General features: G+C 55.7%; 10 protein-coding genes. 4 read left to right on the forward strand and 6 right to left on the reverse strand.

Annotated features, from left to right (window positions below; all coding sequences use genetic code 11):
* Positions 1-430: 430 nt before the first annotated feature.
* Positions 431-1,372 (forward strand): TIGR01212 family radical SAM protein, encoded by a 942-nt coding sequence (locus tag QE396_RS19520; protein ID WP_106504349.1) that lies wholly within the window; start codon positions 431-433, stop codon positions 1,370-1,372.
* Here QE396_RS19520 and QE396_RS19525 read toward each other — a convergent pair.
* The gene (locus tag QE396_RS19525; protein ID WP_020883518.1) at positions 1,352-2,854 is read right to left on the reverse strand and encodes a helicase HerA-like C-terminal domain-containing protein; all 1,503 of its coding nucleotides are present in this window, start codon (positions 2,852-2,854) and stop codon (positions 1,352-1,354) included. The two genes, QE396_RS19520 and QE396_RS19525, sit on opposite strands and share 21 nt — an antisense overlap.
* A gap of 137 nt (positions 2,855-2,991) precedes the next feature.
* Between QE396_RS19525 and QE396_RS19530 the strand changes: the two genes are divergently transcribed.
* Entirely contained in the window at positions 2,992-4,638 is a 1,647-nt protein-coding gene (locus tag QE396_RS19530; RefSeq protein ID WP_020883519.1) for a glycerone kinase, read from the forward strand.
* Positions 4,639-4,719: 81 nt separating this feature from the next.
* Here the strand turns inward: QE396_RS19530 and QE396_RS19535 are convergent, their stop codons facing one another.
* From QE396_RS19535 to pepA, 5 genes are all read right to left on the reverse strand, one after another.
* Positions 4,720-5,739: an NAD(P)-dependent alcohol dehydrogenase gene (locus tag QE396_RS19535; protein WP_020883520.1), complete on the reverse strand. Its 1,020-nt coding sequence runs from the start codon at positions 5,737-5,739 to the stop codon at positions 4,720-4,722.
* A gap of 83 nt (positions 5,740-5,822) precedes the next feature.
* On the reverse strand, positions 5,823-6,326 hold the full coding sequence (locus tag QE396_RS19540; protein ID WP_020883521.1) for a GNAT family N-acetyltransferase: 504 nt from the start codon (positions 6,324-6,326) through the stop codon (positions 5,823-5,825).
* Between the two features lie 123 nt (positions 6,327-6,449).
* On the reverse strand, positions 6,450-9,305 hold the full coding sequence (locus tag QE396_RS19545; protein ID WP_020883522.1) for a valine--tRNA ligase: 2,856 nt from the start codon (positions 9,303-9,305) through the stop codon (positions 6,450-6,452).
* Entirely contained in the window at positions 9,305-9,748 is a 444-nt protein-coding gene (holC, locus tag QE396_RS19550) for a DNA polymerase III subunit chi (RefSeq protein ID WP_008502815.1), read from the reverse strand. The genes QE396_RS19545 and holC overlap by 1 nt, the downstream gene beginning before the upstream one ends.
* Positions 9,749-9,859: 111 nt before the next feature.
* Positions 9,860-11,371, reverse strand: a complete 1,512-nt coding sequence (pepA, locus tag QE396_RS19555) for a leucyl aminopeptidase (RefSeq protein WP_014171826.1) — start codon at positions 11,369-11,371, stop codon at positions 9,860-9,862.
* A gap of 266 nt (positions 11,372-11,637) precedes the next feature.
* Between pepA and lptF the strand changes: the two genes are divergently transcribed.
* Positions 11,638-12,738, forward strand: a complete 1,101-nt coding sequence (lptF, locus tag QE396_RS19560) for an LPS export ABC transporter permease LptF (protein WP_014171825.1) — start codon at positions 11,638-11,640, stop codon at positions 12,736-12,738.
* On the forward strand, positions 12,738-13,820 hold the full coding sequence (lptG, locus tag QE396_RS19565; protein ID WP_020883523.1) for an LPS export ABC transporter permease LptG: 1,083 nt from the start codon (positions 12,738-12,740) through the stop codon (positions 13,818-13,820). The genes lptF and lptG overlap by 1 nt, the downstream gene beginning before the upstream one ends.
* Positions 13,821-13,900 lie beyond the last annotated feature (80 nt).

Raw genomic sequence — 13,900 nt, forward strand, 5'->3', positions numbered from 1 at the left:
GGTCAAATGGCAATCTTATTTATACAAAAATGTGCTAAAGAGCTATTAACTATTTGTATATAAAAGAAATTCAACTCTATTTACAACGTTTGTAAGCTGTGGTGAGACGCAGCGGAGTGTGATCTGACTCACTATATGAAAGCGGTATTATCGATGTAGCGTGCTGAATAGCCGTTTTTTAGCAGAATAATTCTCTACGATGAAATGCAAACCCGCATAAAGTCACTGTTTTTCAGTGCTGACGCTATAAGTGAAAAAAACAATCAGAACATAAGGAAAAGTAATCACAACTGGCGTGAATGAAATTGCAGTAATCTTGAGTATTTATTCATAGAGATAAAGGCCGTCCAGGGCGATTGATCCAGGTCATCGCCGACAGAGGCTAAAAATGGCAGGCTTGTCCCCTTTCTTTGGGACGGTCTATCAGATTATGCAGTTACAGAAATTAGTCAATATGTTTGGTGGGGATCTTTTGCAGCGTTATGGGCAAAAGGTTCACAAGCTGACGCTGCATGGCGGTTTTAGCTGCCCGAACCGTGACGGGACGATCGGGCGCGGTGGCTGTACTTTCTGTAATGTGGCGTCTTTTGCTGACGAAGCGCAGCAGCATCGTTCCATCGTCGAACAGCTGTCCCATCAGGCGAGTCTGGTCAACCGTGCGAAACAGTATCTGGCCTATTTCCAGGCCTACACCAGCACATGGGCGGAAGTACAGGTCTTGCGTTCCATGTATCAGCAGGCGGTAAGCCAGGCCAGTATCGTAGGGCTGTGTGTGGGCACCCGCCCGGACTGCGTGCCGGAAGCGGTACTGGACCTGCTTAGCGAGTACAAGGAGCAGGGGTATGAGATCTGGCTGGAGCTGGGCCTGCAAAGTGCGCACGACAAAACTCTGCACCGCATCAACCGTGGACATGATTTTGCCTGTTACCAGCGCACCACACGTCTCGCGCGTGAGCGTGGGCTGAAGGTGTGCTCGCACCTGATTGTCGGCCTGCCAGGCGAAGGGCAGCAGCACGGTCTTGAGACACTGGAAAAGGTGGTCGAGACCGGTGTGGACGGAATTAAGCTGCATCCACTGCACATCGTAAAGGGCAGTATCATGGCCAAAGCCTGGGAAGCCGGGCGCTTAACCGGTATTGAGCTTGATGCGTATACGATGACGGCGGGGGAGATGATTCGGCACACCCCACCGGAGATTGTCTACCACCGCATCTCCGCCAGCGCCCGTCGTCCAACGCTTCTTGCACCGCTCTGGTGTGAGAACCGCTGGACGGGGATGGTGGAAATCGACCGTTATCTGCAAGAGCACGGCGTACAGGGATCGGCGCTTGGTCGCCCCTGGGTTCCCCGCTTACCGGCGGCGACCGCCTAACAGGCTCCCCAGCATGCCGCGTACAATCTGATTCGTGACCTGCCGTGCTGCACTTTTCGCCATGGTCTGCACGACGCCATCGCGTTTGCCGCCGCGTGGTCCGGTTGTACCAAACAGGATATCCTTAAGCCCGCCCAGGATGCCGTCGTCCACGGCAACAGACTGGCCTTTGGCGGCAGGCGCGTCCTGGGATTCGGTGGTGGCCTGAACCCCTTTTTGCAGCATCTCGAATGCCGACTCGCGATCCACGTCGTCCTCATACTTACCATACAGCGGGGAGCGGTTAATCAGGCCGTTGCGTTCATCGTCCGTCACGGGCCCCATCCGGGAGCAAGGGGCAATCACCATTGCGCGTTCCACAACGGACGGGCTGCCTTTTGCATCCAGGAAAGAGATAAGCGCTTCACCGGTGCCCAACGCCTGGATGGCCGCTTCGGTATCAAATGCCGGGTTCGCTCGCATGGTTTGCGCGGCGGCTTTGACGGCCTTCTGATCTTTCGGCGTAAAGGCGCGCAGGGCATGCTGTACGCGGTTGCCAAGCTGTCCCAGCACGTTGTCAGGAATATCGGACGGGTTTTGCGAAACAAACCAGACGCCGACGCCTTTAGAGCGGATCAGGCGGATCACCTGTTCAATCTTATCCAGCAGAACCTGAGGCGCATCGTTAAACAGCAGGTGCGCTTCGTCGAAGAAGAAGACCAGCTTGGGTTTGTCGAGATCGCCGGCTTCGGGTAACTGCTCGTACAGTTCAGAGAGCAGCCACAGCAAGCTGGCGGCGTAGAGCTTCGGCATCTGGTAGAGCTTCTCTGAGCTCAGAATATTGATGATGCCTTTCCCGTTGCTGTCGGTGCGCATCCAGTCCTTGATATCCAGCATCGGCTCGCCAAAGAAATGTTCGGCACCCTGTTGCTCCAGGGTCAGTAACCCGCGCTGGATGGCCCCGACTGAGGCGCTGCTGATATTACCGTACTGGTTTTGGAACGATTTGGCGTTATCACCGATGTACTGGGTAATGGCCCGCAGATCTTTGAAATCAAGTAACAGCAGACCCTGGTCGTCGGCAATACGGAAGATGATGTTCAGCACACCGGACTGCACATCGTTGAGGTTGAGCAGACGAGCCAGCAGCAGCGGACCAAGATCGGAGACGGTTGCACGTACCGGGTGACCTTTCTCACCAAAGATATCCCATAACACGACCGGATTGTTGTGCGGTGTCCAGTCCGTGATGCCGATATTTTTGAGTCGATCGAGCAGTTTTTCGGAGGGAGTGCCTTCCTGAGCCACACCGGTTAAATCGCCTTTTACATCGGCCATAAAGACCGGTACGCCAATCTCTGAAAGCGACTCTGCCAGCTTCTGCAGGGTCACGGTTTTCCCCGTCCCGGTGGCCCCGGTGATGAGACCGTGGCGGTTGGCCATCGCGGGCAGTAAAAACAGCTCTTTGTCCAGCGTGCGGGCAATTAACAATGGTGTACTCATAATGCGCTTCCTCTCTTAGTCCTCGGTCGAGTATAGGCAACCTGACGGCAAAATGGCTGAGTAAATTGCTGACTTTGCGGCGCATTATCCAGCGCGGACTATGCTTTTGCATACGGTTCACAAAATTTTGGAAAACTATGTCCAGATTCTTCTTTAACGATCGCAAACAGCTGGTCAACGACGCCATCGAAGGCATACTGATTTCGGCACCACACGCTAATCTCGTCAAACTTGATATCGACCCGGCCATTCGGGTGGTGGCGCGCAGCGACTGGGATAAAAGCCGGGTGGCGGTCATTTCAGGCGGTGGCTCTGGTCACGAACCTGCACACGCCGGGTTTGTCGGCAAAGGGATGCTCACAGCAGCGGTGTGCGGGGATCTTTTTGCTTCGCCGAGCGTTGATGCGGTGCTGAACGCCATTGTGGCGGTAACGGGCGATCGGGGTTGTCTGCTGATCGTGAAAAATTACACCGGCGACCGGCTTAATTTCGGCCTGGCGGCAGAAAAAGCCAAGCGCTATGGCCTGAAGGTCGAGATGGTCATTGTCGCCGATGATATTGCCCTGCCGGAGAACAAGCAGCCGCGCGGTATCGCCGGTACGGCACTGGTACATAAAATCGCGGGCTATGCGGCAGAGCACGGCAAATCACTGACCGAGGTGCGCGATATCGCGCAACAGGCTTGCGATAATCTCTGGAGCCTGGGCGTGGCAATGCAAACCTGTAACCTGCCGGGCAGTGATGATGAAGAGGGGCGGATCAAGCAGGGGCACGTGGAGCTGGGGCTCGGGATCCACGGGGAGCCTGGTGCCTCGGTTGTCGATACGCAAAACAGCAAAGCCATCATCGACACGCTGGTCGAGCCGCTCAAAGCGCAGGCCGGTAACGGGCGTTTTGCCGTGCTTATCAATAACCTCGGCGGCGTGTCGGCGCTGGAGATGGCGTTGCTCACCAAAGAGCTGGCCCACTCGGCGCTGAAAGAAAATATCGCTTATCTGATTGGTCCGGCACCGCTGGTGAGTGCCCTGGATATGAAAGGCTTTTCGCTGACGTTGCTGAAGCTTAACGATCTGTTCGAAAAAGCTCTCCATGAAGAGGTGGAGACGTTGGGCTGGCAGAAGCCGGTGGCGTTTGCGCCGCTGCGCGTGCAGGAACATAGCGCGATCCATGACCGCGTGGAATATACCGCCTCGGACAATCCACGGGTCGCAGAGATCGTCTCCACGGTCACGCAGACGCTGATCCAGCTGGAAAACCGCCTCAATGCGCTGGATGCCAAAGTGGGTGATGGCGATACGGGCTCTACCTTTGCGCAAGGGGCGCGGGATATTGCGCAGCGTCTGGAGAAGAAACAGCTTCCGCTAAATGATGTGTCGACGCTGTTGCTGCTGGTTGGCGAGCGGCTGGCAACGGTTATGGGGGGCTCAAGCGGTGTGCTGATGTCGATCTTCTTTACCGCTGCCGGGCAGACGTTGCACGACGGTCAGCCGTTGCCGGAAGCGCTCTTCAGCGGGCTGGCGCAGATGAAGCAGTATGGTGGGGCAGATCTTGGCGATCGCACCTTGATCGATGCCCTGCAACCGGCGCTGGAGGCATTGCAGAAAGGCGACCTTCAGGCTGCTGCGCAGGCTGCGAACGCGGGCGCTGAGGCGACAGCGAATATGGTGAAAGCAGGTGCCGGACGTTCGTCGTATGTCAACAAAGAGAACCTGGAGGGTGTGACCGACCCGGGGGCCGTGGCGGTGGCAGAGGTGTTCAAGGCAATGACCGCAGCAAAACGGTAGCGTTTTGAGTATTACACCCTCTCCCGACGGGAGAGGGTAGAGATGCGTGCAATCAGGCCGCACGCACCCCGCGCGTTCACATCAAAAATCCGCTTTCAACACCACGCGATAACGGGCTTTACCGTCACGCACATGCTGGATAGCTTCGTTGATCTTAGACATCGGATACAGTTCGGTGGTGGGCGCCACTTTAGTGCGTCCGGCAAACTTCATCAGTTTGCGCAATTCGAACGGCGTACCGGTTGCTGAACCGGAGACGCTGCGATCCCCCCCGATCAGCGTAAACGCAGGCACCGGCAGCGGTTTCATCACCGCACCGACGGTGTGGAAGTTACCGCCGTGGGCCAGCGCTTCAAAGTACGGTTGCCAGTCGAGATCGACGTTAACGGTATTGATGATCAGATCAAACTGACCTGCCAGCGATTTGAGCGCTTGCGGATCGCGGCTGTTGACTACCTTATCCGCCCCCATCGCCAGCACTTCTTTCTCTTTGGCCGGGTTCGAGCTAAACGCCGTGACTTCACAGCCCATCGCATGCAGCAGTTTAATTGCGATATGGCCCAGACCACCAATCCCGATGACACCCACACGGCTGGTGGCGGTGACATGATGCATCAGCAGCGGTTTGAATACGGTGATACCGCCGCACAGCAGCGGACCGGCAGATTCGATATCAATGCTGTCCGGCAGGGGAATAACCCATTGCCAGTCGGCACGCAGTTTATCGGCGAAACCGCCTTTGTTCAGAATGGTAGGGACTGCGCCTTCGAGGCAGTTAATTTGGTTACCGCTGATACAGGCATCGCAGTGACCACAGCTGCGCGCCGTCCAGCCAATACCCACGCGCTGGCCGACCTTCAGCCCTTTGTCCTGTGCGGCGCTACCGAGCGCCACAACGCGGCCAATGACTTCGTGGCCGGCAATCAGTGGATACTGTGAGAAGCCCCATTCATTGTCGATCATGGAGAGATCGGAGTGGCAGATCCCGCAGTAATCAACCTGCACTTCGACGTCTTCTGCTTTTAGGTCGCCCGCATCGTATTCGTACAGCTCAAGTTCTGCACCCGCCTGCGGTGCGGCGTAGCTTTTTATCTTCGACATCGTGTTTCCCCCGTTATGGTGTGAACTGAGAGTGTAGAGCATTCAGTTTACAGTCGCTTAACAGAAGAGGGCAGGAATGCCCTTTACAGAGTTTTCAGCATTCTGACTTCGCAATCGACGTGGCCGGTACAGCCCAGCGGCGCATCAATATGCGTAAAGCCCAGATGTTCATACAGGCCAATGGCCTCTTTGAGGAAGGCGGTTGTTTCCAGGTAACAGCGTTTAAAACCCTGAGTACGCGCATGTTCAAGGGCGATAAGCGCCAGCTTTTTCGCCAGCCCTTGCCCGCGTACCGACGGCAGAAAATACATTTTTTGCAGTTCGCAGATATCCGGCTCGCTGCAGCTTAAAGGCGCCACGCCACCGCCGCCCACGACCTGGCCGTTCTGCTCAATAACCCAATAGGCGTAGCCCGGCTGGCTGTACAACTGAAACAGCTCATCCAGATTCGGGTCGGCAACGGTATAGCCTTTGTCGGCGGTCAGGCCATACTCTGCGGAAACCGTTCGGATAACGGCGGCAATAGCCGGGTTGTCCTGCTCAGTGATCCGACGCATCGTCGTCGCGACGGGGGTAATCACGCTCATAGTCTTACTCATTACAAAAATTGACACACAACTGCTGTTAATAGCACCGCAGTAAAGGGAGCGCAAGCGAGGAGTTTTCAGGAAGGATACCCCTTACGCCCTGAAGCGTAAGGGGTAAAAGCATTACAGGGCTGCAATAACCGCCTGCTGCTCGATCAGTTTGGTCTTAGCATCGGCGAAGGCAACCAGACGCTCACGCTCTTTCGCGATAACCGCTTCCGGCGCGCGGGCAACAAAGCCTTCGTTCGCCAGTTTGCTTTCGATTTTGCCAATTTCCACATCGACCTTAGCCACTTCTTTTGCCAGACGGGCCAGCTCAGCGTCTTTGTCGATAAGACCTGCCATCGGGATCAGCAGCTCGGCGCCGTCGATGATTTTGGTCACGGATACCGGACCTTTGTCATCCGCAGGCAGCACGGTGATGCTTTCCAGACGCGCCATGGTTTTCAGGAAGGTGTTGTTCTCGGTGACACGGCGAACAGCAGCCTCACTGCAACCGCGCAGCAGCAGCTCCAGAGGTTTACCCGGGGCGATGTTCATTTCGGCACGGATATTACGTACCGCCACGATCGCCTGTTTCAGCCATTCGGTATCGGCTGACGCCGCTTCATCGACCTTCGCTGCATCGAATTCCGGGAACGGCTGCAGCATGATAGTGTCGGCGTTGATGCCGGCAATCACTTTCACACGCTGCCAGATGGTTTCGGTGATGAATGGAATAATCGGGTGCGCCAGACGCAGCAGACCTTCCAGAACGGTAATCAGCGTGTTGCGCGTACCGCGCAGTTCCGCTTCAGAACCGCCGTTCATTACCGGTTTTGCCAGCTCCAGGTACCAGTCACAGAACTGGTTCCAGGTGAATTCATACAGAATGCCCGCCGCGATATCGAAGCGGTAGCTGTCCAGCGCTTCGCGGAAGGCTTTTACCGTCTGGTTGAACTCTGCCAGGATCCAGCGATCGGCCAGAGACAGGGTCATCTCGCCGCCGTTGAAGCCGCAATCCTGATCTTCGGTGTTCATCAGCACGAAGCGGCTGGCGTTCCACAGCTTGTTACAGAAGTTACGGTAACCTTCCAGGCGCTTCATGTCCCAGTTGATGTCACGACCGGTTGAAGCCAGTGCCGCCAGAGTGAAACGCAGGGCGTCAGTACCGTGAGGTTCGATCCCATTCGGGAACTGTTTCTCAGTACGCTTGCGGATCTTCTCTGCCAGCTGCGGTTGCATCATGTTGCCGGTACGTTTTTCCAGCAGCTCTTCGAGGGAGATACCGTCAACCATGTCCAGCGGGTCGATAACGTTACCCTTGGACTTGGACATCTTCTGGCCTTCGTCGTCACGAATCAGACCGGTCATGTAGACGGTATGGAACGGAACCTGTGGCTTGCCGTTTTCATCTTTGATGAAGTGCATGGTCATCATGATCATGCGGGCGATCCAGAAGAAGATGATGTCGAAGCCGGACACCATCACGCTGGTTGGGTGGAACTGACGCAGCGCGTCGGTGTTCTCCGGCCAGCCCAGCGTGGAGAAGGTCCACAGTGCGGAGGAGAACCAGGTGTCCAGTACGTCTTCGTCCTGACGCAGGGCGACATCGGCACTCAGGTTGTTTTCCTGACGAACTTCATCTTCGCTGCGGCCAACATAGACGTTGCCTTCGCTGTCGTACCAGGCCGGGATACGGTGGCCCCACCACAGCTGACGGGAGATACACCAGTCCTGAATATCACGCATCCAGGAGAAGTACATGTTTTCATACTGCTTCGGCACAAACTGGATGTCGCCGTTCTCGACCGCTTCAACAGCCGGTTTCGCCAGCACGTCGGCGCGCACGTACCACTGGTCGGTCAGCATTGGCTCGATAACAACACCACCACGGTCACCGTACGGCACGGTCAGATCGTGAGGTTTGATCTCTTCCAGCAGGCCGAGTGCATCCACTGCAGCGACAATCGCTTTACGCGCGGCAAAACGTTCCATTTTCTGGAATTCAGCCGGAATGTCGCTAGAGTAAACGTCGGATTCGTTACCTTTGGTGTCATACACTTCCGCGCTTTCACGGATATCACCGTCGAACGTCAGAATGTTGATCATTGGCAGGGCGTGACGACGGCCCACTTCGTAGTCGTTGAAGTCGTGTGCCGGGGTGATTTTCACACAGCCGGTGCCTTTTTCCATGTCGGCGTGTTCATCGCCCACAACGGGAATGCGACGGTTAACCAGCGGCAGCACCACGAATTTGCCAATCAGATCTTTATAACGCGGATCTTCCGGGTTAACGGCCACGCCGGTATCGCCCAGCAGGGTTTCCGGACGGGTGGTCGCTACCACCAGGTAATCTTTACCGTCTGCCGTTTTAGCGCCGTCGGCCAGCGGATAGCGGATATGCCACATGGAGCCTTTAGACTCACGGTTTTCCACTTCCAGGTCGGAGATAGCGGTGCGCAGTTTAGGGTCCCAGTTTACCAGGCGCTTGCCACGGTAAATCAGGTCTTCTTTGTACAGACGGACAAACACTTCTTTAACGGCGTTGGAAAGGCCTTCGTCCATGGTGAAGCGCTCGCGCTCCCAGTCCACGGAGTTGCCAAGACGGCGCATCTGACGGGTGATGGTACCGCCGGACTCTGCTTTCCACTGCCAGATTTTATCGATGAACGCGTCGCGACCGTAGTCGTGGCGGGTTTTACCTTCTTCAGCGGCAATTTTACGCTCAACCACCATCTGGGTCGCGATACCCGCGTGGTCAGTCCCCGCCTGCCACAGGGTGTTTTTGCCCTGCATGCGCTGGTAGCGGATCATGGTATCCATGATGGTCTGCTGGAAGGCATGACCCATATGCAAACTGCCGGTGACGTTCGGCGGTGGGATCATGATGCAGAAGGACTCTTTGCTTTCATCGCCGTTAGGCTTGAAATAGCCCTGCTGTTCCCAGTGCTCGTAAAGCGGCTGTTCGATATCGCGTGGGTTATATGTCTTTTCCATTATTTCCAGGTTGCCGTATTCAGGTTAAAACCAGCCAGGCGGTACGCTTTATAGCGTTCGCGCGCCAGTTGTTTCAAAGATTCTTCGTAAGGGACAAAGTCTACCACTTCTGTGAAAGCGGTGGCAAAATCTGCAAAATCTATCCGCAGGCTAATCAGAATATCGCGCGCGCTGCTGTTGCGCTTTTGCGGCCAGGCAATCTCTACCGGTGCGCCGCCACGAGGGCCTTCGCCAGACAGATTATGCGGAACAAAACTCTCCGGCGGGCGTGCCCAGAGTGCTTCGTCAAGGCGGATGGCCTGCTGCTCATCTTCGCAGGCAATCAGAACGCGTTTACCTGCGCGCCAACGTTCTGCGGCAATTTCACACACCAGCTGTTCAACTGCGCTGAGGCCGTCCTGATGGGTGTCGTTGTCCAGAAGGTAGAACGTTGCATTCTTCATATATGGGGCTTCTTGTTGTGGATTTAAATGCAAGGCCGGGCTGACCCGGCCTACAAACGGCATCTTTCCGTAGGCCCGGTAAGCGTAGCGCTACCGGGCATCTGACGGCAATTACTCTTCGCCGTTAAAACCCGCACGATTGAGCAGGAACTGCGACAGTAACGCGACCGGACGACCGGTTGCGCCTTTGGCCTTACCGGAACGCCAGGCGGTACCTGCGATATCCAGATGCGCCCAGTTGTACTTACGGGTAAAGCGCGCCAGGAAGCAGCCCGCAGTAATTGCCCCGCCAGGACGACCGCCGATGTTCGCCATATCGGCGAAATTAGACTCCAGCTGTTCCTGGTACTCGTCACCCAGCGGCAGACGCCATGCGCGGTCACCGGCCTGTTCGGACGCGCCAATCAGCTCGTGCGCCAGAGGATTGTGGTTCGACATCAGCCCGGTGATGTGATGGCCCAGCGCAATCACACAGGCACCGGTCAGCGTGGCCACGTCAATGACCGCTTCAGGCTCGAAGCGCTCAACGTAGGTCAGCACGTCGCACAGCACCAGACGGCCTTCGGCGTCGGTGTTCAGCACTTCAACGGTCTGGCCGGACATGGTCGTCAGAACGTCACCCGGACGGTACGCACGACCGCCAGGCATGTTTTCACAGCCCGCCAGCACGCCAATGACGTTAATCGGCAGCTGAAGTTCCGCCACCATACGCATCACGCCATACACTGCTGCTGCACCACACATGTCGTACTTCATCTCGTCCATGCCTTCGGCAGGCTTGATGGAGATACCGCCGGAATCGAAGGTCAGACCCTTACCAACCAGCACAATCGGACGCGCATCTTCAGACGGGTTACCTTTGTACTCGATAACCGACATCAGCGACTCATTCTGGGAGCCGTTGCCGACTGCCAGATAGGAGTGCATTCCCAGCTCTTTCATCTGCTGTTCGCCGATGACGCGGGTGATGACATTTTTACTGTAGGCGTCAGCCAGCTGACGTGCCTGAGAGGCCAGATACGCTGCGTTACAGATGTTAGGCGGCATATTGCCCAGATCTTTTGCGGCTTTAATCCCGGCAGCAATCGCCAGGCCGTGCTGAATAGCGCGTTCACCGCTGGTCAGCTCGCGACGGGTCGGTACGTTAAAGACCATCTTACGCAGCGGACGACGTGGCTCGCTTTTGTTGGTTTTCAGCTGGTCGAAGCTGTACAGGCTCTCTTTTGCCGTTTCGACCGCCTGACGCACTTTCCAGTAGGTGTTACGGCCTTTGACGTGCAGCTCGGTCAGGAAGCAAACGGCTTCCATTGAGCCGGTATCATTCAGCGTATTAATCGTTTTCTGAATAACCTGCTTATACTGACGTTCATCCAGCTCGCGCTCTTTACCGCAGCCAATCAGCAGAATACGTTCAGACAGTACGTTTGGAACATGGTGCAGTAACAGCGTCTGCCCAGGTTTGCCTTCCAGTTCGCCACGGCGCAGCAGGGCGCTGATGTAGCCATCACTGATCTTATCGAGTTGCTCGGCGATCGGGGAGAGTCGGCGTGGTTCAAAGACGCCCACAACGATGCAGGCACTCCGCTGTTTCTCCGGGCTACCGCTTTTTACACTGAACTCCATGCACTACGCTCCTGAATCTTAAAGACAACAGCGGCTGCTACAGATAGAATTGAAACCTTTCGTAACTCATGTCCGCTGTTGTGGTGACTTCGTGTTAATCTTACGTTACTACGGTTTCGACACGTCAGAAAAAGTCCTGAAGCGTGAATCCGCCGGATGTTTTAATCTTAGCGATGATTTCGACGACTCAAGAGAATAAATGACGTTTAAGCCATGAAACAAGCGATTTTCCAGCAAAGAGACGGGTTTTTACGGGCGTATTTAAAGTGATAATCATAAGATATCTGGTGCGGGAGACGCTCAAAAGCCAGCTGGCGATCCTCTTCATCCTGCTGCTGATTTTTTTCTGTCAGAAGCTGGTCAGGATCCTCGGTGCGGCCGTTGACGGCGAAATTCCTACGAATCTGGTGCTTTCCCTGCTTGGTTTAGGGATCCCGGAAATGGCGCAGCTTATCCTGCCGCTAAGTCTTTTCCTCGGTCTGCTCATGACGCTCGGCAAGCTTTATACCGAGAGTGAAATCACCGTGATGCACGCCTGCGGCTTGAGTAAAGCCGTACTGGTGAAAGCCGCTATGGTTCTGGCGCTTTTCACAGGTATTGTTGCAGCGGTGAATGTGATGTGGGCGGGCCCAACGTCTTCCCGTCACCAGGATGAAGTGCTGGCAGAAGCAAAAGCAAACCCGGGTATGGCCGCACTGGCGCAGGGCCAGTTCCAGCAGGCGACTGACGGGAATTCTGTTCTCTTTATCGAAAGCGTGGATGGCAGCCGCTTTAACGATGTGTTCCTTGCGCAGCTCCGCACCAAAGGGAATGCCCGTCCTTCCGTCGTGGTGGCCGATTCGGGTCAACTGTCACAGCGTAAAGATGGCTCTCAGGTAGTGACGCTGAATAAAGGCACGCGCTTCGAAGGCACTGCGATGCTGCGCGATTTCCGCATCACCGATTTCCAGAACTACCAGGCCATTATTGGTCACCAGACCGTGGCGCTCGATCCAAGTGATACCGAGCAAATGGATATGCGTACCCTGTTCAATACGGACAACAACCGTGCGCGTGCCGAACTGCACTGGCGTATCACGCTAGTATTCGCCGTATTTATGATGGCTCTGATGGTCGTTCCGCTGAGTGTGGTTAACCCACGTCAGGGACGCGTGCTGTCAATGTTGCCAGCCATGCTGCTGTACCTGGTGTTCTTCCTGTTGCAGACCTCAATTAAGTCTAACGGTGGTAAGGGTAAAATTGACCCGTTCGTCTGGACCTGGGTGGTCAATGGTCTGTATCTGCTGCTGGCGGTGGGACTCAACCTGTGGGATACGGTGCCTGTGCGCCGCATTCGTGCCCGCTTCTCGCGTAAAGGAGCCCTCTAATGCAGGCGTTTGGCGTTCTTGACCGCTATATCGGTAAAACTATTTTTTCCACCATCATGATGACGTTGTTCATGCTGGTGTCGCTCTCCGGCATTATCAAATTTGTCGATCAGTTGAAAAAAGCCGGGCAGGGGAGCTATGACGCGCTGGGTGCGGGCATGTATACCCTGCTCAGCGTGCCAAAAGATGTGCAGATCTTCTTCCCGATGGCAGCCCTGCTGGGTGCGCTGTTGGGCTTAGGGATGCTGGCACAGCGCAGTGAACTGGTTGTTATGCAGGCTTCGGGCTTCACCCGTATGCAGGTTGCACTGTCGGTGATGAAAACCGCGATCCCGCTGGTGCTGTTGACCATGGCAATTGGCGAGTGGGTGGCACCGCAGGGTGAGCAGATGGCGCGTAACTATCGTGCGCAGGCGATGTACGGTGGCTCATTGCTCTCAACGCAGCAAGGGTTGTGGGCAAAAGATGGTGACAGCTTCGTCTATATCGAACGTGTGAAGGGCGATGACGAACTGGGAGGCGTGAGTATTTACACCTTCAATGACGATCGTCGTTTGCTCTCCGTGCGTCACGCCTCTTCGGCCAAGTTTGACGCCGAGCATAAGCAGTGGCGGTTGTCGCAGGTGGATGAGTCAGACCTGACCGATCCAAAACAGATCTCCGGCTCTCAGACGGTGTCGGGTATGTGGAAAACCAAACTCACGCCGGACAAACTCGGCGTGGTGGCGCTGGATCCTGACGCTCTCTCCATCAGTGGTTTGCACAACTACGTGAAATACCTGAAGTCGAGCGGACAGGACGCCGGACGTTATCAGCTCAACATGTGGAGCAAAATCTTCCAGCCGTTGTCCGTGGCGGTGATGATGCTGATGGCACTGTCGTTTATCTTTGGCCCGTTGCGTAGCGTGCCGATGGGCGTGCGCGTTGTGACTGGGATCAGCTTCGGCTTTGTATTCTACGTTCTCGATCAGATCTTCGGCCCGCTGACGCTGGTTTATGGTATTCCGCCTGTTATCGGCGCGCTGCTGCCGAGCGCCAGCTTCTTCCTGATCAGCCTCTGGCTGATGCTGAAACGCTCCTGACAGACCTCTCCTCGCTTCCGGAGAACCGGAAGCGAGGCTAATCTCCTGTTTCACCCCGCACTTTTTCTCACAACCTTCAA

Source organism: Enterobacter sp. SORGH_AS_0287 (assembly GCF_031453695.1).
Classification (GTDB): domain Bacteria; phylum Pseudomonadota; class Gammaproteobacteria; order Enterobacterales; family Enterobacteriaceae; genus Enterobacter; species Enterobacter ludwigii.

Excerpts from the sequence above, each read along its gene's own strand:
- QE396_RS19535 (WP_020883520.1), bottom strand. The coding sequence starts at position 5,739 with ATGTCGAAGATAAAAAGCTACGCCGCACCGCAGGCGGGTGCAGAACTT.
- pepA (WP_014171826.1), bottom strand. The coding sequence starts at position 11,371 with ATGGAGTTCAGTGTAAAAAGCGGTAGCCCGGAGAAACAGCGGAGTGCC.
- lptG (WP_020883523.1), top strand. The coding sequence starts at position 12,738 with ATGCAGGCGTTTGGCGTTCTTGACCGCTATATCGGTAAAACTATTTTT.
- QE396_RS19525 (WP_020883518.1), bottom strand. The coding sequence starts at position 2,854 with ATGAGTACACCATTGTTAATTGCCCGCACGCTGGACAAAGAGCTGTTT.
- holC (WP_008502815.1), bottom strand. The coding sequence starts at position 9,748 with ATGAAGAATGCAACGTTCTACCTTCTGGACAACGACACCCATCAGGAC.
- QE396_RS19530 (WP_020883519.1), top strand. The coding sequence starts at position 2,992 with ATGTCCAGATTCTTCTTTAACGATCGCAAACAGCTGGTCAACGACGCC.
- QE396_RS19545 (WP_020883522.1), bottom strand. The coding sequence starts at position 9,305 with ATGGAAAAGACATATAACCCACGCGATATCGAACAGCCGCTTTACGAG.
- QE396_RS19540 (WP_020883521.1), bottom strand. The coding sequence starts at position 6,326 with ATGAGCGTGATTACCCCCGTCGCGACGACGATGCGTCGGATCACTGAG.
- QE396_RS19520 (WP_106504349.1), top strand. The coding sequence starts at position 431 with ATGCAGTTACAGAAATTAGTCAATATGTTTGGTGGGGATCTTTTGCAG.